Source organism: Leisingera sp. ANG49, from assembly GCF_059694505.1.
In genome coordinates, this window is sequence record NZ_JCATZN010000004.1 from 145,830 (window position 1) to 165,816 (window position 19,987).

Annotated in this window: 18 protein-coding genes and 1 tRNA gene; 8 read left to right on the forward strand and 11 right to left on the reverse strand. The window is 61.0% G+C overall.

From position 1 onward, the window contains the following. Nucleotides 1-141: 141 nt before the first annotated feature. From AC58NV_RS14585 to AC58NV_RS14605, 5 genes are all read right to left on the reverse strand, one after another. Nucleotides 142-2,619, reverse strand: a complete 2,478-nt coding sequence (locus tag AC58NV_RS14585; RefSeq protein WP_497227773.1) for a hypothetical protein — start codon at nt 2,617-2,619, stop codon at nt 142-144. Further along, the gene (motA, locus tag AC58NV_RS14590; RefSeq protein WP_039184425.1) at nt 2,616-3,485 is read right to left on the reverse strand and encodes a flagellar motor stator protein MotA; all 870 of its coding nucleotides are present in this window, start codon (nt 3,483-3,485) and stop codon (nt 2,616-2,618) included. Before motA ends, AC58NV_RS14585 begins: the two co-directional genes overlap by 4 nt. Nucleotides 3,486-3,561: 76 nt before the next feature. Beyond that, nucleotides 3,562-4,185 carry a MotE family protein gene (locus tag AC58NV_RS14595; protein WP_497227774.1) on the reverse strand — a complete coding sequence of 208 codons (624 nt, stop codon included), beginning with the start codon at nt 4,183-4,185 and terminating at the stop codon, nt 3,562-3,564. Beyond that, nucleotides 4,185-4,631: a hypothetical protein gene (locus AC58NV_RS14600; protein ID WP_497227775.1), complete on the reverse strand. Its 447-nt coding sequence runs from the start codon at nt 4,629-4,631 to the stop codon at nt 4,185-4,187. Before AC58NV_RS14600 ends, AC58NV_RS14595 begins: the two co-directional genes overlap by 1 nt. 9 nt (nt 4,632-4,640) lie before the next feature. Then, nucleotides 4,641-5,165 (reverse strand): flagellar basal body-associated FliL family protein, encoded by a 525-nt coding sequence (locus tag AC58NV_RS14605; protein WP_497227776.1) that lies wholly within the window; start codon nt 5,163-5,165, stop codon nt 4,641-4,643. 119 nt (nt 5,166-5,284) lie between these two features. On the opposite strand from AC58NV_RS14605, the gene fliF reads away from it, so the two are divergent. Genes fliF through fliP form a run of 4 tightly spaced genes read left to right on the forward strand, consistent with a single transcriptional unit; the run spans nt 5,285 to nt 8,589 of the window. Then, nucleotides 5,285-6,961, forward strand: a complete 1,677-nt coding sequence (fliF, locus tag AC58NV_RS14610; protein WP_497227777.1) for a flagellar basal-body MS-ring/collar protein FliF — start codon at nt 5,285-5,287, stop codon at nt 6,959-6,961. Further along, nucleotides 6,961-7,560, forward strand: a complete 600-nt coding sequence (locus tag AC58NV_RS14615) for a FliH/SctL family protein (protein WP_497227778.1) — start codon at nt 6,961-6,963, stop codon at nt 7,558-7,560. The genes fliF and AC58NV_RS14615 overlap by 1 nt, the downstream gene beginning before the upstream one ends. Further along, on the forward strand, nt 7,553-7,849 hold the full coding sequence (locus tag AC58NV_RS14620) for a FliM/FliN family flagellar motor switch protein (RefSeq protein WP_366660228.1): 297 nt from the start codon (nt 7,553-7,555) through the stop codon (nt 7,847-7,849). The genes AC58NV_RS14615 and AC58NV_RS14620 overlap by 8 nt, the downstream gene beginning before the upstream one ends. Continuing rightward, complete coding sequence (gene fliP / locus AC58NV_RS14625) at nt 7,846-8,589, forward strand: flagellar type III secretion system pore protein FliP (RefSeq protein WP_497227779.1); 744 nt, start codon at nt 7,846-7,848, stop codon at nt 8,587-8,589. The genes AC58NV_RS14620 and fliP overlap by 4 nt, the downstream gene beginning before the upstream one ends. Before the next feature lie 394 nt (nt 8,590-8,983). Here the strand turns inward: fliP and AC58NV_RS14630 are convergent, their stop codons facing one another. The 5 genes from AC58NV_RS14630 to AC58NV_RS14650 all read right to left on the reverse strand — a co-directional run bounded on the left by AC58NV_RS14630 (nt 8,984) and on the right by AC58NV_RS14650 (nt 14,872). Further along, nucleotides 8,984-10,090, reverse strand: a complete 1,107-nt coding sequence (locus tag AC58NV_RS14630; RefSeq protein WP_366660232.1) for a flagellar basal body P-ring protein FlgI — start codon at nt 10,088-10,090, stop codon at nt 8,984-8,986. Further along, the gene (locus tag AC58NV_RS14635; protein WP_497227780.1) at nt 10,087-11,094 is read right to left on the reverse strand and encodes a flagellin; all 1,008 of its coding nucleotides are present in this window, start codon (nt 11,092-11,094) and stop codon (nt 10,087-10,089) included. The genes AC58NV_RS14630 and AC58NV_RS14635 overlap by 4 nt, the downstream gene beginning before the upstream one ends. A 3-nt stretch (nt 11,095-11,097) precedes the next feature. Then, complete coding sequence (gene flgK / locus AC58NV_RS14640; RefSeq protein ID WP_497227781.1) at nt 11,098-12,546, reverse strand: flagellar hook-associated protein FlgK; 1,449 nt, start codon at nt 12,544-12,546, stop codon at nt 11,098-11,100. A 47-nt stretch (nt 12,547-12,593) separates the two neighbouring features. Continuing rightward, nucleotides 12,594-13,901 carry a flagellar hook protein FlgE gene (locus tag AC58NV_RS14645; RefSeq protein WP_019295239.1) on the reverse strand — a complete coding sequence of 436 codons (1,308 nt, stop codon included), beginning with the start codon at nt 13,899-13,901 and terminating at the stop codon, nt 12,594-12,596. A 134-nt stretch (nt 13,902-14,035) separates the two neighbouring features. Then, the gene (locus AC58NV_RS14650; RefSeq protein ID WP_497227782.1) at nt 14,036-14,872 is read right to left on the reverse strand and encodes a flagellar motor protein MotB; all 837 of its coding nucleotides are present in this window, start codon (nt 14,870-14,872) and stop codon (nt 14,036-14,038) included. A 261-nt stretch (nt 14,873-15,133) separates the two neighbouring features. Here AC58NV_RS14650 and nirK point away from each other — a divergent pair, with 261 nt between their 5' ends. Together nirK and AC58NV_RS14660 are read left to right on the forward strand one after the other, a co-directional pair. After that, complete coding sequence (gene nirK, locus AC58NV_RS14655) at nt 15,134-16,258, forward strand: copper-containing nitrite reductase (RefSeq protein WP_260016791.1); 1,125 nt, start codon at nt 15,134-15,136, stop codon at nt 16,256-16,258. A 76-nt stretch (nt 16,259-16,334) separates the two neighbouring features. Continuing rightward, nucleotides 16,335-17,129: an SUMF1/EgtB/PvdO family nonheme iron enzyme gene (locus tag AC58NV_RS14660; protein ID WP_497227783.1), complete on the forward strand. Its 795-nt coding sequence runs from the start codon at nt 16,335-16,337 to the stop codon at nt 17,127-17,129. A 279-nt stretch (nt 17,130-17,408) separates the two neighbouring features. Here the strand turns inward: AC58NV_RS14660 and hemN are convergent, their stop codons facing one another. Continuing rightward, the gene (gene hemN / locus AC58NV_RS14665; RefSeq protein ID WP_497227784.1) at nt 17,409-18,764 is read right to left on the reverse strand and encodes an oxygen-independent coproporphyrinogen III oxidase; all 1,356 of its coding nucleotides are present in this window, start codon (nt 18,762-18,764) and stop codon (nt 17,409-17,411) included. Nucleotides 18,765-18,981: 217 nt separating this feature from the next. Between hemN and AC58NV_RS14670 the strand changes: the two genes are divergently transcribed. Both AC58NV_RS14670 and AC58NV_RS14675 read left to right on the forward strand, forming a co-directional pair. Further along, nucleotides 18,982-19,068, forward strand: a tRNA-Leu gene (locus AC58NV_RS14670). Further along, nucleotides 19,033-19,851: a calcium-binding protein gene (locus tag AC58NV_RS14675; RefSeq protein WP_497227785.1), complete on the forward strand. Its 819-nt coding sequence runs from the start codon at nt 19,033-19,035 to the stop codon at nt 19,849-19,851. The genes AC58NV_RS14670 and AC58NV_RS14675 overlap by 36 nt, the downstream gene beginning before the upstream one ends. Nucleotides 19,852-19,987 lie beyond the last annotated feature (136 nt).

The window sequence follows — 19,987 nt, forward strand, 5'->3', positions numbered from 1 at the left end:
CGTTGTCCGGCATTCTGCCCGTTCCAATTCAGGATTCACCCGCTTGTCACGTTACTGGCGGCTGGTTGACAAAGTGTTATCAGAATAGGCAACGGCCGCCTCTGGAGGAGGCGGCCTGCAAGGCACCTGAATTCTCTCAGGTCACTGATCTTCTTCAGAGTTCTGCAGACCGGTTCCGATCTGGTTCAGCAGGTCCGCAATACTGCCGCGCGTGCCCTCGCTGCTTTCGACCAGGGCCCTTGCATGGGCCAGCGGCGCCAGGCCCTCGGGGTCCTCGGCTGTCTTCCCAATGTGCGTAGTTACTGAAGCAACATGCCCAAAGCGCACACCGGCATCTATCCCGTTGGCTTCGATTGCACCGAGGTTTTCGGAATGCCAGAAGCCGCGGGCGGCTGCGCCGGTTTCCTCTTCGGCCAGCAAATACTCGCTGGCCCGTCCGTACTCACCGTTGTGCCACAAGGCTTGCGCCCGCATCCGGTTGGCGTCTGAACCTTCCAAACCCATCAGTTCAACAAGCGCCCGGTGCGGTTTATCCAGCCCCAATGCGGCTTCTGCCATCAACAGTCGGCGGGTCTCATTTTCCGGCTCCAGCGCAAGCTTGGTCAGGAGATCCTGCGCCTGCTGGGCAAAGCCCAATTCCAGCAGCCGGCGCGCCACCTGTACAGCCACCGGTGCGGCCTCAGCCGGAGTGGACTGCTTGGAAAAAACAAGGGAGTACTGCAGAAACGTCACATCGTCGGCACGTTCCGTCAAAAGCAGCATCAGCGGCTCCAACGCTGCCGCCCGCGCATTCGGCCCGTCCCTTTCAGTCACGTTCTCGAGCTCTTTGAACGCGTCATGGAACTGCCCCATCAGCGCCAGCGAGGAAACCAGGGAATAGCGCAGCTCCGCGCCGAGCGCCGTTTCGCGGTTTTCCAGCTCATACGACGCGATCAAGTCCGGCACGTCAGGCGAAAGCGCTTTCCGCTCCTTCACACTCAGCGCAACCAGGTCGATCAGCGCTGCTGGCGCATTGCCCGTCCTCTCAGCCACTTCGCTGGTCAGTTCCTCCGCCATCGCCTCAGTGTCGCCTTCCAGCTCAGCAATTGCTGCTTCGGCCAGGTTGATCTCGGGAACCTCCTCAACTCCGGTCCGGTCCACGGCCCGCAGCACGGCCTCGGCGACGTGGTGATTGCCTGTTTCAGCAAACATCTTGCTTACCCGCGGCCCCAGATGCACCCGAAGATGGACCGGCAACTTGGAAAACGCCTGCTGAATGGCATCGCTGTTGGCGCTTTTCTTGATCGCGCCATCCGCCAAGGCGCCCCACAAGGCGCTGTCGCTGTCACAGCCCTGCTGGCCCGCAAGCACATGATTGACCGGCAAGCCCGTGCCATCCATCAGCATCGCCATAGTTTCCAGCAAGACCGCTTCAGGACTTTGCTGCTGCTCAGGCGGCAGCATGGTCATGATCGAGCGCGCCTCAGCCCCGAAGCTGAAGTACAGATAAAGCTTGGCAAGCGCATGGACGCTTGCCGCGTTCACATCGTCAAATTCCCGGACCAGGACGCTGCGCAGCGGTGCCAGCTGGTCCGCAAAGGGGCTTTCATTACCCCAGGTCTGGATGGCGACATCCCCGCTCCGGAGGCAATGAGACGCCTCGCCGCCGTTATCGGCCAGGGCAGCAATCAGTCCGGTTTCACGGTCTATTGCCGAGGTCACAGAAATATGGTCGAGCGGATTGAGCGGCCGGTCGGCCCCGCTTAGCGGATCCAGTCCAATAGATGTGTCCGCGGCCGGAAGCCCGTCTGCTGCTATGTTCAGCAGGCCTTGATTGGCCGCCCGGCCGATCTGCTGCAGCAGCCGCTGTTCAGATTCGCTAACCGCGGCGGCACGTTCGGATTCCTCTAGGTCGAGCAGCACGGCGGTCTCAAGTTTCTTGGCGGGTGCCTCTTCAGTCACGGCTTCTGCGCCGGCTTCACCTGCTGTTTCTGCAGGGGGATGGCTGCCGTCCATTGGCAGTGTTAGCTCTTTCAGCTGTGCCGCAGATCCTTCCGCAACAGCAGCAGGTTCTGTGCCAGCCGGTGCGGCTGGTTTCTGCGGCAGAACTGCTTGCGCGTTGTCACTTTGTCCGGCAACAGCCGCCGCCAATTCAAGCGCCAGACGCGCATCTGCTGCAGCCGGCTGGGAAAACCCGAACCTGTAGCCGGACTGCGGCGCCGGCGTGGTAAGCGGCAGAACGCTTGAGGCATATTTCAGCTGCGGTTTTTGCTCCGGCTTTCCGCCGTCGCGGATGTCGATCACCAGGTAGCCGTCCTTCTGGACGTACGATGTAACGTTGCAATCGCAACCCAGTTGCAGCCGCAAGGGCTGGCCCGGGGCGGTCTGCCCCAATGATTGCAGCCTTGTGCGGGGGATCAGTCGGAACACCCGGGAGGTGTCGAAAACAGCTTCAGGCGCATCTATATTCACCGTTGCCGTCGTGCCGCTTTGGGTCAGCGACCAGTCCGCTCCGTTGGGCAGCCGCATCACCAGGCGCGTGAACCCCTTGTGCTCGCCAGAGCGGGTCACGATCGTCTGCGACTGGGCAGTGCCTGCCGTCAGAAGAACGGCTGCGGTGGCAAATACTCGCCAGATCATGCTGCGTCCTGTTTCACCGATTTGAGAGCTTCTTCCAGTTCCGAGAAGCCGGGGCGGAAATGCGAGGGCGTATTCTGGCGTCCGACTTCAATGCAGATCGCTGCGGCGTGGTTGTGCAGATTGGCCACGAGCACCTCGCGGATCAGCTGATAAAAGTGGGAATCTTCTTCCACCACAGCCTTTACCTTGCCCGCGAAGGGCGCAACTAGGCCGTAGGACAGGAACACCCCAAGGAACGTGCCCACCAGTGCGCCGCCGATCAGTTTGCCCAGAACTTCAGGCGGCTGGTCGATGGAGCCCATGGTCTTGATCACCCCGAGAACCGCAGCAACAATCCCCAGCGCGGGCAGGCCGTCGGCCATGGTTTGCAACGCGTGGCTGGAGTGCAGCGCATGATGCAAATTGGCCTCCATCCGCTTCTCCAGGACCTCTTCGACCTGATGCGGATCGTCATAATTCATCGAGGCTGAGCGCATGGTGTCGCAGATCAGGTTCACCGCTTCCTTGTCGCCCAGGATCTTGGGGTATTTGTTGAAGACAGAGGAGTTTTCCGGGTCCTCTATATGCTGTTCCACCTCCACCGGGTTGGCCCGGGCAATGCGAATCAGCGCAAACAGCAGGCAAAGAAGGTCGCGGTAATCATCCGGCTTCCACTTGGGGCCTTTGAACACCTTGCCGATGTCCTTGAGCGTGTGTTTGACACCGCCCATATCGTTGGCAATCAGGAAGGCCCCGACAGCAGCGCCGCCGATCATCATCATCTCAAACGGCAGCGACTTCAGGATGATCGCCATCTTGCCGCCGGCCAGAAGGTATCCGCCGAACACCATGGCAAAGATCACCACAATGCCTACAATCCCGATCATAGGTCCACTCCGAATTCCGTTGGTTTTTATAAGATTAGGCGAGTCTTCCTAAGGAAAGACTAAGGGGGCGCCCAAGTTACTCCTTGGGCACGGATCCGTTGCGGCCGGCCAGAACCACACTGATGGTATAAGCCGCCTCGGGGCTGAGACCCGCCATGATACCTGCTGCGGCCTCAGGCTGCATCCGGGCCAGGAAACCCGCTGCAAAGCCGGGATCCATTTCCTCGAACAGCGCGGCAGCCTCCTTGGGCTTCATCTGCTCGTAGACTGTTGTAAGGCGGGTAACATCCGCTTCCGTGGCGCCGTCCGCCAGCGCGAGGGTCGCGCGCAGATTCGCTTCAGCCTGCTCCAATGCGGCCAATTTCTTGTCGATCGCCTGATCTGCGATCTCCAGCGCCTTCATCCGGTCTTCGATTTCCGCCTCACGGGAGGCCAAGACCTGTTCCCGTTCCTGGAACGCGGCCAGCATGGTTTGCAGCTCCGCAGAAGTCGGCATTGCGTCACGCTGCGGCTCTCCGTTGTGCGAAGGTTCTTCCTGGCCGGTTTCCTGCAGGCTTGCCACCTCGCGGGCGATTGCCGGGCCGGCCTCAAGCCCTAGCCGCACCGCTCCCGATCCCATCAGCAGCAGCGCCAGCATTGTCAGGGCACCGCTGCGCCGGAAACGCCTGGCTTTCTTTGCCTTCTTTGCCGTCTTCGCCATCATGCCACCCGGTTCTGGCTGCGATTGTGGCGCACAAACATCAAACCCGAAGACTTGGGCTCTTCCTGGGTCTCCGCTGCAGGCTGCGGCGCTGCCTCATATGCGGCGGCCATCGCCTCGTCCTCGGCCGCAGGGGCGGCCGGTGCCGGCGCTGCGGCAGCCTCGGGAATGTCATGCATGGAAGCCATCATCAGCTCCAGCCGCTGGGCCACCGATTCGGCCCGGCCCGTCAGCTGCTGCAGCGCCTTGCTGGAGCCGTCGGACACCTGTTGTGCCGATTTCAGCGACTTGTTCAGGTCATCCACCTGCGCAGACAGAACGGCAACCGCACCGCCCACCCCCTTTTCAAGGTCATTGAACCGCTTCAGCCGGCGCGACAGCACCAGACAATAGAATCCGGCGCCCAGCGCTCCGGCTGCAAGCAGGATATCAGCAATAATGTCCATCCTGTCCTCCTAGTTCAGTACGAAATCCATGATCAGCAGATCACGCACCCGGCCCTGGCCGGTGGCGATATTGATCCGCCGCAGCATCTGCGCCCTCAGTTTCGGCAGCGCCATCGGATCAGACAGATCCTCTAGCTCCAGTGCTCTCAGGTAGCTGTTCAGGACATCGACAACCCGCGGGAGGACTTTTTCGACCTCAGCCTGATGTGCCAGGCCGACCTCAAGTTGCGCACGGAACCTTAAATGCCTCAAACCGCTGGCTTTGCGCAGGGTAATCACAATCGGGTCCATTTCGATAAAAGCGAGATTGGCGATATCCTCCGCCGTCTCACCAGTGTCCACGCCTTCTGGCGCCACTTCGGCCGCGTACACCGGTTCTGGCGCCGCTTTCTGACCAAAGGGAAGAAGGCCTGACTGAACGACAAAGAATCCGCCGCCCGCGCCCGCCAGTGCCAGCACCGCCCCAATGATGAGGGGCAGTTTGCCTTTCTTGGCCGGGGCTTGTGCTTCGATATCTACTGCAGCGTCTGTCATGGCTATCCCTAAAACGTCGTGCAGCTTCTTCATAACCTGCGAGGGACTAACCGAATGTTAAGGCCGATCCCTCAAAACGGTTGCATGCCGGAGAGAACGCCGGTGCGACGGAGGTTAATGTGCAGCAGATCAAGAATGTCTGGGCAGAAATGGACATGCGGAAGCGTCTGATTGCCGTGGGGGCCACGGTGATCATGATTCTCAGCGTCATCGCGATGTCCCATGTGGCAAGCAAGCCAACAATGACACTGCTCTATGCCGGGCTGGAAAGCGGTTCGGCCGGAGATGTGGTGCGGGCGCTGGAGCAGCGCGGCACCCAGTTCGAGGTGCGCGGCGGCTCTATTTTTGTGCCCTCCACCCAGCGCGACGAATTGCGGATGACGCTGGCCAGCGAAGGCCTGCCTGCAAATGGCGGCAAAGGTTATGAACTGCTCGATTCGCTCAGCGGGTTCGGGACCACCTCGCAGATGTTCGATGCCGCCTATTGGCGCGCCAAGGAAGGCGAACTGGCCCGCACCATCGTCGCCAGCCCGCATGTGAGCCAGGCACGGGTGCATATCGCCAACACCGGATCGAATCCCTTCCAGCGCACTGTTGAGCCGACTGCGTCCGTGTCAATTGTGCCGATGGGCTCGCCGATCACCCCCGCCCAGGCCAACGCCATTCGTTTCCTCGTTTCTTCTGCCGTTACTGGCTTGGCCGTGGACAACGTGGCCGTGATCGACGCCAATGGCGCCCTGATCGGTTCGACAGACGCGACCGCAGCTGCGAGCGCCGGCACAGATGACCGCTCGCAGACGATTCGCGAGCGGGTTCTGCGGCTGGTTGAGGCCCGCGTCGGCCAGGGCAATGCCGTTGTCGAAGTAAGCGTGGAAACCGTCACCGATACCGAATCGATCCGTGAGAAACTGGTGGACCCGAAGAGCCGTGTCGCGGTCAGCACCGATGTCGAAGAACGCGCAGATTCCTCCACCAACCAGTCCGGTGAAGTCACAGTTGCCTCAAATATTCCCGATGGCGACGCCGCTTCAGGCCAAGGGTCGAAAGCCAACACAAGCGCGACCCGGGAGCGGATCAACTACGAGATCTCGGAAACCGAAAAAGAAATTCTGCGCGGACCCGGTGCGATCAAACGCCTGACTGTCGCAGTTCTGATTAACGGCACCGCCGTGACCAATGACGCGGGCGAGACCATTTTCCGGCCCCGGCCGGATGAAGAACTGGCCGCAATGCAGGAGCTGATCTCCGCAGCAGTCGGGTTCGATGCAGACCGCGGCGACGTAATCACGCTCAAGTCGATGGAACTGCCGGCCGTGGAACCCCAAGGCGTTGTGGCCACTTCATCCTTCATGGACAATCTGAACTTCGACGCAATGTCGCTGGTTCAGATCGCGGCACTCGCCATTGTCAGCCTGATCCTGGGCCTGTTTGTGGTCCGCCCGATCCTGTCGAACCAAGCCGCCCCTGCCAATGCCTTGGCCGCACCGGGCCCGTCTCCGAATGCGCTGCCTGGTCTGCCCGGGATGGGCGGCGACGGCTTCATGACCGCCCCGGACCTGGGAGCAGGCCTGGCCTTGGATGGTGAAATTGAAAACAGCGAAACCGGCCAGTTCGAGCCGTTGGGCGGCCTGCCGGAGATGGGCACCGGCGACATGATGGGGGCCATCGGACTGCCGGCCATGGGCGGCGGCATGGATGATCCCGTCGACCGCCTGCGCAGCCTGATCGGCGAACGGCAGGAGGAAACGGTCCAGATTCTGCGCGGCTGGCTGGAAGAGAATAAGGAGCAGGCCTGATGACAATTGCACATTTGCTTGAAGACTTCGGAATGAAGACGCCGGTGGAACCCGCTCTGCCCGCAATTCCCGAGGAGCTCATTGAAGAGCAGCGGCTGGCTTCCTTCGAAAACGGCTACAGCGCAGGCTGGGACGACGCGGTAGCCGCCAAAGATCAGGAAAACACCCGGATTTCCGCTGAGCTTGCCAGCTCGCTGGAAGACCTCAGCTTTACTTATCAAGAAGCCCAGAGCCAGCTGCTTGATTCGCTGGATCCGATGTTCAAGGTGCTGACCAGTGCGGTGCTGCCGGATGCAATGGCTGCTTCCTTCGGGCATCACATTGTCGACCAGCTTGCGGGCATGGCCAAGGGGCAGGCAGATCAGCCTATGCAGATCGTGGTCTCCCCCGGCGAAGGTGCTGCCGTGCGCAGTCTGTTGCCGGAGAAATTCTCCGTGCCGGTGACGGTGCGGGAAGACAGCATGCTGTCGCCCGGCCAAGCCTACCTGAGCGTCGGCAGCGCTGAGTGCGAAATCAACTGCGATGCCCTGCTCGAATCGATCCAGGACTCGATTGAGGCCTTTACCTATCACGCCAATGAGGACAGCCATTATGGATGACGCGGCCGATCTGAACATGAAACCCGCCGACGCAAGCAACCCTTTCGTTTCGGTTCCCGTCGAGGTGGTGGTCTCGGTCGGCAAGGCCAGGCCGCTGATCCGCGACCTGGTCAGCCTCGGTGAAAACGCCATCCTCACATTGGACAAGCGGGTAGAAGACCCGGTGGACCTTTATGTGGGTGACCGGCTGGTGGCGCGCGGCCAATTGGAAGAGCTGGAAGGCGACCAGGCAGGCCAGCTGGCCGTGCGCCTGACGGAAATTGCCGATCTGCAAAGCGGTTTGGGATGACACAGAAGACATTTGTGCGGGCGGCTCTGGTCGCAGTGCTCCTGCTGGCCTTGCCGCACACCGCCCTGGCTCAAGAACTGAGCCTCTCACTGGCAGACGGGCAGTCTATATCCGCCCGCTCGATCCAGCTGATCCTGCTGATTACCGTGCTCAGCCTGGCCCCCGGCCTGCTGATCATGATCACCTGTTTTCCGTTCCTGGTGACCGTTCTGTCGATCCTGCGCCAGGGCATTGGCCTGCAGCAGGCACCGCCAAACATGCTGATCATCAGCCTGGCGCTGTTTCTGACCTATTTCGTGATGGAACCGGTCTTCACAGAGGCCTGGACGACCGGGATCAATCCGCTGCTGGAAGAGCAGCTGGAGCCGGGTGAGGCCATTACCCGCAGCCTGGAGCCGTTCCGGGCCTTCATGGCCAACCGGCTGGACCCGGACACTTTCTATGCAATTGCAGATCTCAGGCCGGAAACACAGGGCCTGGACCCGGTGCCCGAGGCGCCCCTGTCAGCGCTGGTGCCCAGCTTCCTGCTGTCGGAAATTGCCCGTGCCTTTCAGATCGGCTTTCTGGTGTTTCTGCCCTTCCTGGTGATTGACCTCGTCGTGGCCGCAATCCTGATGTCGATGGGGATGATGATGGTCCCCCCAGCCATCGTTTCCCTGCCGTTCAAGCTGGCGTTCTTTGTTGTCGCCGACGGCTGGAGCCTGATCGCAACCGCACTGGTGCGCAGCTACTACCCCTGACGCTCCCAAACCACGCGGCCCACGCCGGGCGCATGCAGTGCCCGGCTTTTTCGTGCGGAGAGGTTTCTGAATGAGACATTTTGCCTAACACCCGTCAGCAATCCGTCCGCCGGTCATCCCCGATTTCCATTTGCTGCCTGGGCCTGCAAGCAAAAGCGCCGCAGTAGCTCCGGCGTTTTGCCGCGATCCTCACGCAAATTCGTAGTTCAGGCTCTCCGCTCCGTTGCCATGTGCCCCGCTCAATTCCCTGCCGGAAGTGACCCGGATCGGAGCCGGCAAACACCATTTCCGGCCCGGCCGGTCGGCCATCCAAAGCTGCACGCCGCATCAGTTGACAGAGAAAACCCGGCCATTGGATGCAATGGCCGGGCAGTTTTCAGGATTGTGCCTTGGTTCAGCGCACTACAAACTCTGCGTGCAGTGCTCCGGCCGCCTTCAGGCTCTTGAGGATGTCGATCATGTCCCGCGGCGACACACCCAGGGCATTCAATCCCGCCACAACTTCGGACAATGAAGTTGTCTCCGGAACTTCCGCCAGCTGAATGCCTTCCTCTTCCTCGATGGCAGCGCCGGTGCGCGGCACAACAACCGTCTCGCCGTCGGAGAAGGGATTCGGCTGCACCACCAGCGGGGTCTCTTCGATCCGCAAGGTCAGGTTGCCCTGGGCCACGGCCACGCGGGAGATCCGCACATCGCTGCCCATCACAATCGTGCCGGAACGCTGATCCACCACCACGCGCGCCTTGCGCTGAGGCTCAACCAGGATGTTTTCGATCCGCCCCACCGCATGGGCGGTTGAGCGGGTATTGGTGCGGCGGATATCCACTTCAACCGTGCCGGAATCCCGCATCAGAGCAACGTTGCCGCCGAACTCGGCGTTGATTGCCCGTTCGATCCGCCCGGCCGTGGTGAAATCCGGTTCCCGCAGCGCCAGCCGCATGGAATTGAGCGAAGCGAGATCGAAATCGATCTCCCGTTCAACCCGGGCTCCCGACGGGATCACCCCGGCTGTCGGCACCCCTTGGGTAACGACCGCGGCTTCGCCTTCGGCCACAGCACCACCGGCCAGGATCGTGCCTTGGGCAACCGCGTAGATCTGCCCGTCAGCCGCATTCAGCGGCGTCATGATCAGGGTGCCGCCCAGCAGGCTCTTGGAATCGCCGATGGCGGAAACTGTAACGTCAATGGTGCTGCCAACCCGCGCAAACGGCGGCAGCGTCGCGGTCACAAAGACCGCGGCGACATTCTTCGGCCGGAACTGCTCGCCGGTCACGTTGACGCCGAGACGCTCAAGGATGTTGGACATGATCTCTTCGGTAAAGGGCGAATTGCGCAGCCCGTCACCGGTGCCATCGAGACCGACAACCAGACCATAGCCGACCAGGTCATTGCCGCGGACGCCATCAAACTCGACCAGATCCTTGAGGCGGATAGCATTGGCCTGCGCCACTGCAGGCAACAGAAACAGGCACGCAATAAGGAGACGAAGAATTCTGATCATGAGATGTACTTCAGCAGGGAAAGCTGCGAGCTGCGCGCGGTAACGGTATAGAGGCCTTCAAGCTGTGTCTGCGCTTCCTGCAGCCGGGTGTAGGTTTCATACGGGTCAGCGGACACAAGGTTGTTCTTGACGATGCTCAGGCTGGTTTTCGAGGCTTCGTTGCGGGTGTTGATTGCATCCAGACGCCCTTCGATAAAGCCGACATCGGCCTGCACCTTGATTAGCCGGTCTTCGCTTTCGGTCAGCTCGCTGCTGGCCTCGATGACCAGGTCGATCTTCACGTCTTCGCTCAGGCCAAGGCTGGGCTCGTCCGCCAGCGCCGTGATGACGTAGCTTTGCAACGCGTGCTTGAGGCTGGGATCATTGGCCTGGATACCCAGGGAGACCCGCTCGCCCTCACCCACCGTTACCGGCTGCAGAGCTGTGGCAGAGCCTTGGTACATGACCGCATCAAAGCCGGCCGGGTCGTCAAACCAGTCCTTGACCGCCTGAATGATGTCATTGCTTGTCGTCAGCCCTGACACTTCCGTCAAAACAGCACTCATCAGCGTGCCGGCGTTATTGAGCGGCTTTGTATCCGTTGCGGTTCCGGCAAATATTGTGCGGCCGCCAACGGACGTGTTCATCAGATTGATGGCACTGGAAATCCGCTGCTTTGCCTGGCTGCCGAACTGCTCTGCGTTGTATTCATCCATCGCCGGCGACAGCGTCAGAATATCATTGCGCATCGCTTGCACCTGGCTTTGCACCTTATCAAGGCTGCCCTGAATGGTGGTGGCAAACAGCTGCACTTCGCTATTGGTGACCATATAGCTGTCAAGCCGGTTCAGATTGCTCTCCAGATCCGCCAGGTAGGTAAAATCTCCGCCCAGCCGTTCGGACAGATTGGCGGTTTTGCCAGTGGCGAATTCCTCGGAAAGCGTGGTGACGTTTTCCTTCAGATCCGCATTGCGGCTACGGAGGAAGAGGTGCTGCGCCATATCGCCGTAAGAATTAATAATCATGCGTCAGATCCTCAAAAGTGTTTCCATAAGCTCGTCGACAACAGAGATGACCCGAGCGTTGGCAGCGTAGTATTTCTCTACCAGCATCAGGTTCTGCAGCTCGGCGTCGGTATCGACCCCGAGTGCCAGCTCGGCCTGGCTCAGCTCATTGAAGCTGGTGGCAGCAAAGGTGGAGCCGCGCGCAGCGGTTTCGTTGTCCTGCGCAAAGCGAGACAACAGATTTGCGCTTAGGGTGCTCGCGGTCAGATCCGACGTCCCAAGCCCGACCGAGGACACCGTGCGTGTGGTGTTCAAGGCATCCGAATAGCCCTGCAGCAGGCTCGAGTCGCCTGGGTCGCCAGGTGCCGCGGCATACAGCCCGTCGCGGAACCGCCACGTCTCCGCGCTGCCGGTCAGGGACACCAGGCCGTTCAATTCAATCCGGTTGGAAATGCCCACGGTGTTCGCGGCATCAAAGAAGCCGCCGCCGTCGGTGAAGATACCGGCGTCGGTCACCCCGATGGTGCCATCCAGCGCCGGGTCCTGAAACCGCTCGATCAGATCCCTGGCCATCGCGTCCAGGTCTTCCTGGGCTTCCACAGCGGTCACGTCACGGATCTCGAATTGCGCAGTCAGCGTGCCGCCCCGCAATGGCCCGTTCGGGCCGGTGTCGATCATCCTGCCGTTGACCTCAAGCCCGGACAGCATGCCATTGCCAAGCGTCATGTGCGGCATGATATCCCGCGAGGGGTTGAAACTCAGCTCGGACGCCTTGCCGTCGAGCAGCATCACCCCGCCGGTGGAATACAGCGTCACCTGCCCGTTGTCGCGCCGGACCACATTGACCGGAATGATTTCGTTCACCTGGTCGATCAGCTGATCGCGCTGGTCATGCATGGAAACGGCATCCATGCCGCCAGCTTCCACCACCATGATGCGGGCATTCAGCTTTTCGATTTCCTTCAAAGCCTGGTTCACGGTGTCGACCTGGCTGTTGATCGCGCTGTCAGCGTTGATCCTCAGATCGCGCAGCCCTTCAGCCGTACGGGAAATCGAATCCGCCAGGGTTTCCGCCTTTACCGAAAGATCATTGAGCCGGGGCTGCGAATCCGGGCGCGAGACAACCTCGATCAAGGAGGATTCGAACTCCGACAGCTGCGAAGCCAGCGACATCTCGTCATCCACGGTGCCAACCAGGTCCGACATCCGGCTAAAGAAGTCAGCCTGAACCTTGGCCGCACCGAAGTCAGCTTCGGCAGCCCTGCGATTGGAGATCACCACCGGATCGTTCAGGCGCTGAACATGACCCACCCGGACGCCGGGAACACCGGCACCCGGGCTGTTCAGGTCCAGAACCCGGCGCGTATACCCCGGCGTCAGAGCGTTGGCGAGGTTCTCGGAAACGATCTGCGAGGACCGGCTGGCCGCGGACAGACCGCTCATCGCACTGTTCAGGGCGGAGTAAATTGACATGTTCAGCCTGCTTTCATGAAGCCAGTGTCAGGGGGCCATCAAGCGCCTTAGCGCTTGATGTTGGTGGTTTCCTGCAGCATCTCGTCAACGGTCTGGATGACCTTGGCGTTGGACGAATAGGCCCGCTGGGTCTGGATCATGTCGGTCAGCTCGGTCGCCACGTCGACAGCTGATTCCTCTTGGGCATAGCCCAGGATTTCACCAGTCGGGCCATCGCCAGCATCCCACAGGTAGAACGCCCCGGAGTCATCAGTCGGCTTGTAGGTCTGGGAATCCAGAGACTGCATGCCGTTCAGGTTCGACACATCCGCCAGTGGAACCTGGTAGATAACTCGGGTGTCACCGGAATCATACTTGGCAATGACTTCCCCGGATTCGTTGATTTCAACGGACACAAAGGAGCCAACCGCGGTGCCGTCCTTCACGGTCGTGCCTGGAACGAACTCGTCGCCCAACTGGCTCATCCCGTTTTGTTCGCCGATGACGCCGATGTTGATCTCAACCGGGCCGCTGGCAGTGGTGATGGTGACTGAGCCGGCCGTAGCGTCATAGGCGCCGCCGGTCGTGGTGGCCACGCTTTGCAGCGTGCCGGCAGAGGCTGCGCTGTCATCAAATGTCAGTGTGTATTCGCCGATCACCGTTGCACCGGTTGCCGAATCGACGATCTGCATCGTCCATTCATTGGTGCCGGTTGTTGCAGGCGCCACTGCGACCGTCGGCGTGTAAGTGATCGCCAGTTCCTCCGACCGGCCCATATTGTCAAAATACTGGACAACATGCTCCACCGGGTCGCCGCTTGCGCCCGGATCAGTTTCGGAGGCAGGCAGGTTTGCGGTCAGGCTGATCTCTGTTGTCGGCTCTGCCGACAGGCGGTTCAGGTCGATGTGGACAGGCTCCAAGGAATTGCTGGTGTCGCGCGCAACATCAGGGATAGTGCCGTCCGCCAGCGCCGGGAACCCCATCAGCACGAGGCCGGATTCTGTAGAGAGATATCCGTTCGAGTCAGTGCGGAAAGACCCTGTTGAAGTTAGCAGCATTGATGGGCTGCCGCCGGCTTCCACCTCGGTGATTGAGGCCACCGGCAGCATGCCGCGGCCGCGAACTGCCAAGTCGGTGGCATTGTTGGTCGAGACCAGCGGGCCGCGCTCGTCAATCAGGCGGACATTAGTGGTGCGAACACCGCCCGCCGAATAGGTGCCGCCGGACCCGGACAAGACCATGGAGTGGAAGTCGGTTTCAACCCGCTTGTAGCCGCGGGTCGAGGAGTTGGCGATGTTGTCGGAAATGGAAGCCAACCGGCTGGCGTTGGCGCTCAATCCTGAAACGCCCGCGTTCAGCGACGAAGAAATGGTCATAGCACGCCTTTCTGCTGCATCTAATCATTCTGGATGCAACAGTTAGCGCAGCAGCGATTAACGGGCGGCTAACGAGCCGCTTATGGAAGGGAGCAGGGCTTCCGTAAGCGGCAGAATCTCGTCTTTACAGCGATTTATTCGCGCAAAAGGATGATTTCGATCCGGTCGTTACGGGCCGCCATCGGGTTGCTGACGGCCAGTTTGCGGTCGGCATGTCCCGTCACCCGGTCAATTCGGGCCGCCGCCAGCCCGCCCGATTCGAGCAGCTTGCGGGTTTCATCGGCCCGATCATGGGAGAGCTCCCATACCGGATTCTTCGCGAGCACAACAGGATGCGATCTGATGTGGCCGCCGACAGCAATGTTGTTGGTCACACCTTCGGACACACGGGCAATCATCCTGACCAGGTCCCGGAACAAGGCCGTCGGATTTGCCTGCCCCTCTTTGAACAGCGGTGTGTTCTCAGTGGCGAACAGCTCGATGATAAGCCCTTCGTCGGTGACACGGGTCACGATGTGGCGGGCCATAGCGGTAGAAACCATGCTTTCGCCGCCGCGCCCGGAAAGCTGTTCCTCAATGGCGCGGAACTTGTCGTCGTCCTGTTCCCGCTTGTCGTCGGACTCGACACCGGTATTCCCTTGCGCCTTCTGGGCGTCCATCGGATTGATATCTGTCGCCCCGGTTCCGGATTGCGGCTTGATTTCCTCGGTGAACATGCTGTCCCCCTGAAACGCACCATTGCCGCCGCCGGAAATCCGGCTGAGGGGAATCGACGGCGAGAAATAATCCGCCAGCCCCTTACGTTGTTTTTCCGTCGTCGCGTTCAGCAGCCACATCAGCATAAAGAAGGCCATCATCGCGGTCACGAAGTCGGCATATGCCACCTTCCACGCGCCGCCGTGGTGACCCTCGCCACCAATGACTTTTTTCTTCTTGATGATAATGGGCGCCACATTGCTCTGTGCGCTCATGTCCACCACCACTATTTTCACCCATCTCCGGGATAGCAGGCGGCCCGTTAAACTGACCTTAACAGTTAAATTTGCCGGCAGTTCGCTTCCGCCGCCGGAAGCTCGGCTCTTGGCGGCACCAATCTAAAACCTGCATCTTAAAGGCTCCTTATCTCGACTTCGAGAAAACTTATCGAAGGTTGATCAAGAGCAACATGGAGCAGCGGTGCCCGGGCTAGTTTCTGGCCAACACGGCAAATGGGACACTGAAAGGAGAACATCATGCTGACCCGCAGAGCCGCACTGATGGGGGCAGCCGGCGTAGCAGCGCTGCCTGTACTTGCCAAAGCCGCCAAGGCCGAAAGCACCACAGTTCACGAGGCCGCCGCACCGGTGGACCTGTCCAGCCTGCAGCGCATCAAGCGCGAGCTGGTCGCCCCGCCATTCGTGCATGAGCACGAGCAAGTGGCGCCCGGCGAACCCCGTATCGTCGAATTCGAGATGAAGATCGTCGAGAAAGAGATCGAGGTCGACCAAGGCGCTTACCTGCAGGGCATGACCTTTGACGGCTCCATCCCGGGCCCGATGATGGTGGTGCATGAGGGCGACTATGTCGAACTCACGCTGATCAACCCGCCGGAAAACATGCTGCAGCACAATATCGACTTCCACGCGGCAACCGGTGCCTTGGGCGGCGGCGCGCTGACCCTGGTGAATCCGGGCGAAAAAACGGTGCTGCGCTTCAAGGCCACCCGCCCCGGCACCTTTGTCTACCACTGCGCCCCGGGCGGCCCCATGATTCCGTGGCACGTCGCCTCGGGCATGGCCGGCACCATCATGGTGCTGCCGCGCGAAGGGCTGTCGGACCACAACGGCAATCCGGTGAAATACGACCGCGTCTACTATATCGGCGAGAACGAGTTCTACATTCCGAAGGACGAAAACGGCGACTACATCCGCTATGAGGACGTCGGCGAAAGCTACCCCGACACACTGGAAGTCATGAACGGACTGATCCCCAGCCACGTGGTCTTCAATGGCGCGGTCGGCGCGCTGACCGGTGAAAACGCCATGAAAGCGAAACAGGGCGAGAAAGTGCTGTTTGTTCACAGCCAGGCCAACCGCGACAGCCGTCCGCACCTGATCGGCGGCCACGGTGACCTGGTCTGGGAAGCCGGCAAGTTCAACAACGTGCCGGACCGCGATCTGGAAACCTGGTTCATCCGCGGCGGCTCCGCCGGGGCGGCGCTCTATGAGTTCCTGCAGCCGGGCGTCTATGCCTACGTCAACCACAACCTGATCGAGGCGGTGAACCTCGGCGCAACGGCCCACGTGGTGGTCGAAGGCGAATGGAACAACGACCTGATGGAACAGGTGGTCGCCCCGACCGAATACTCCGGCTCCTGATCTTCGGCCGGATGCGAAACTGGACAGGGCGGCCGCAGCACGCGGCCGCCCGTTTTTGCCTTGAAGGGACGCTGACATGAAAGCTGAGCTGATCGCCGCCGGGCTTGCCGCCGCAATTGGTGTTCCGGGCCTTTGGTTTTCGACGGTCAAGGACCCGGCGCCACTGACCGAAACCGTTGTCATCGCCGCAGACACAATCGCCTACCGCCCGATCGGGAACTTTCACCGCAACGGCAAAAGCGTGGTGCCTCCGGAACAGCAGCGGCCTGTTGCGGCGTTTGAAATCATGAAACATCAGGTCTCAGGCGCGGAATATGCGGCCTGCGTGGCAGCGGGCGCCTGCAAGGAAGCGGACAGCACCCCGGCAGAGGGCAGCCAGCCGCAAACCCATGTCAGCTGGCACGACGCCACCGCCTATGCCCAATGGTATTCCAAGGAGACCGGCGAGAGCTGGCGCCTGCCGGACGAGGCGGAATGGCAGCTCGCTGCGGCGGAGATTTTCGGCGACGAGGTGGTCGAAGCCGATAGCGGCGACCCGGCCCAGCGCTGGCTGCGCCAATACGCCCGCGGCGTCACGCTGCGCGGCTTGCCGGGACCGGCACAGGACCCGAAAAGCGAGCCGGGCGCCAACAGCAACGGCCTCACAGGCCTTGGCGGCAATATCTGGGAATGGACCGGCGGCTGCATGCAGAACGGTGAGGTCAGCAAGGACGGCAGCCTCAAACTTGGCGATCCTTACTGCAGCGCCCGCATCACCGGCGGCCGCCACCGGGCAGTGGTGATCGACTTCATCCGCGACGCCAGCGTTGGCGGCTGCGCCGTCGGGCTGCCGCCGGATTACCTGGGGTTCCGGCTGGTAAAGGACAGCTGACAAATTCTTGGCCGGGCACTCCTGCACCCGCAGGTGCCCCGGCTGCGCCGGAACTCCTTGGCGGCCTTGCGCCCGGCAGCTGCGCTGCCTGTTCAGCCGAAAACCCGATGAAAGGCAGGCCGCGCCGTGAGTCGCCGGCAAACGCGGTCCTTGACCACGCACCGGCAAGCAGCGTGCTCATTGAGGAAAGCCGCGCTGTGCGACAGCACAGCGCCACGCCCAACTGTGAGGGGCCTCCGGCAGGAGGCCCGGCAACAGACAGGAATCCCCTTGCCTGTTTCAGGATGCCCGGCTGTAGCGCACGCCCTCAGGCACATGGGCGTCAAAGCTGCTGGCGATGATCCGGGTCAGCGGACGGCCCGCGGGCAGGATCTCTAGAGCTTCGTCATCCAAGTGCACCAGGTCACCAAAGCGGGCCGCGATCTGCGCCAGTTCTGCATCCAGGCTTGCCGCCAGATCTCCAAAGCGCTGCAACAGCTCCGCCCGGTCCAGCCGGAATTCGCACATCAGCATCTCGATGGCACGGCCGCGCAGCAGGTCGTCCTGGCTCATCACATGGCCGCGCGCGCCGGTTAGCTGCCCGGCCTCGACCCGCTGCACATATGCAGGCGTTGCCGCCGCATTCTGGATGTAGCCGCCGGCAAAGCGGGAGATTGACGAGGCCCCGAACCCGATCAGCGTCGGGCAGGTGTCATCCGTGTAGCCCTGGAAGTTCCGGCGCAGGTGGCCGGTGCGGGCCGCAACCTCCAGCCCGTCGCCGGGTTTGGCGAAATGGTCGATGCCGATTGCCGCAAACCCGGCCTCAGCAAACTTCTCCGCCGCCAGCCCGGCCAAATAATAGCGCGCCAGATCGTCGGGCAGCGTCTCCTCCTTGATCAGCTTCTGCCGTTTGGCCACCCAAGGCACGTGCGCGTAACCGAACAGCGCCAGCCGGTCGGGATCAAGGCTCAGCACCTTCTCCACCGTATCCGCCATCCGCGCCTGCGTCTGATGCGGCAGCCCATAGACCAGATCAGCGTTCAGCGAATTGATCCCCGCCGCGCGCAGATCCTCGACACAAGCCTTGGTCACCTCAAACGGCTGCGCCCGGCCGATTGCCTGCTGCACCAGCGGATCGAAGTCCTGGATGCCGATGCTGGCGCGGTTCATGCCTTCCGCGGCCAGCGCTGCGATCTTGTCCCGGTCCACCATGGTCGGGTCGATCTCCACCGAGAACTCCCAGTCCTCCGTATGCGGGAACACCGCCTTCACCGCCTGCGCCAGCCGGTGAATCAGATGCGGCGGTAGGATGGTCGGAGTGCCGCCGCCCCAATGCATCCGCCCCATCCGCAACCCCTTGGGCAAGAGCGGCGCCACCAGTTTGAGCTCCTGCTCCAGCGTGCCGATGTAACTCTCCACCGGGCTCAGCGTCTGGGTGCCTTGCGTGCGGCAGGCGCAGAACCAGCACAGCCGCTCGCAGAACGGGATGTGCAGGTACACGGAGACCGGCACATCCGGATCCAGCGCCTGCAGCTCGCGGGCCTGCTCCGCAGCACCAACGGCTGCAGAAAACACCGGTGCGGTCGGATAAGAGGTGTAGCGGGGCACCCGGCTGTCGAACAGCCCAAGGGCTTGGAGGCGGTCAATCTGTTTCATGACTTTCCTATGCCCCTTTTACGAATCCGCCACTTTGCGCAGGATCAAACCGAAACCCGGAATTCCGCATAGGCAAATTCCTGGATGCTGCCGTCAACGCACTGGTTTCACTTGGGAAAACGATCGGCAGGCAAATTTTCCGGAAATCTGGCAAAGTCGCACATTTTCCGTTTGACGCTGCCTGCGACTCCGCTTATACGCCCGTCTCACGACACCTGCCCAGGTGGCGGAATTGGTAGACGCGCTAGCTTCAGGTGCTAGTGTCCGTATGGACGTGGAGGTTCGAGTCCTCTCCTGGGCACCATTTCCCGAACAGAAACAGTTTTCTGCTGATCGCGCATCAATGCGTGCGGTTGCTTTTGTCGAAAACCCTATTTCCGGCTCAGGAAACGACAGAGTGTCCGGCAATGGAGCTTCCAATTCCATCCGCTCAAATGGCGGTACCGATTTTGCAAAGGGCCGAAATAGTAATGACACTATCCATTGCATCGGCGTGCATGACACTCTTACTAGTGCAGACGAGAATGAAAGACTCATCGGCGGCTATAGCAGCGATCGGCCGACCGGTGCCAATGGCCACGACCTGTTTGAAGATCGACATGGAAGCGACAACCTCTTTGGCGATGATAGCCGCGACAATCTTCTCAGAGGCCAGCACAGCGACAAACTCGTTGGCGGCATAGGGCATGACTTGCTTTTCGGAGAAGCTGGCCATGACAGGCTCTTTGCCGGAAATGGCAGCGACACGCTGGTCGGCGGCGGCGGGGGTGACCGGCTCTTTGTCGGGAGAGGATCCGGCCACCTGAACGGTGGTTATGGCAACGACACGCTGACCGGTGGCGACCACAGTGACTTGTTCGTATTTCGGGAGCATCATGGCCGCGACCGGATCACTGATTTCAGCGGCAGTACTGATGGAGAAACTGTTGATCTTTCCGGCGTTGGCGCGCTGAACAATTTTGCGGATCTGCGGGCCACCGCTTCCAATACAGCAGAGGGCGTTTTGATTTCCACTGGCGTCAACAGCTCAATCCTGCTTGAGGACGTTCATCTAAGCAGCCTTAGAGTAGATGGCTTCATGTATTAGCGGCCGTTGGCCCGCAACCCTGCGCAGGCCCCATGCGCAGGGCATCTGCCTTCAGGCATTTCCAGGTCCCGGCCCCTTTCTACGGCACAGTTGAGTTTGGCGGGCAAAGCGCCTATCTCCTCACCAGACCCTGCCG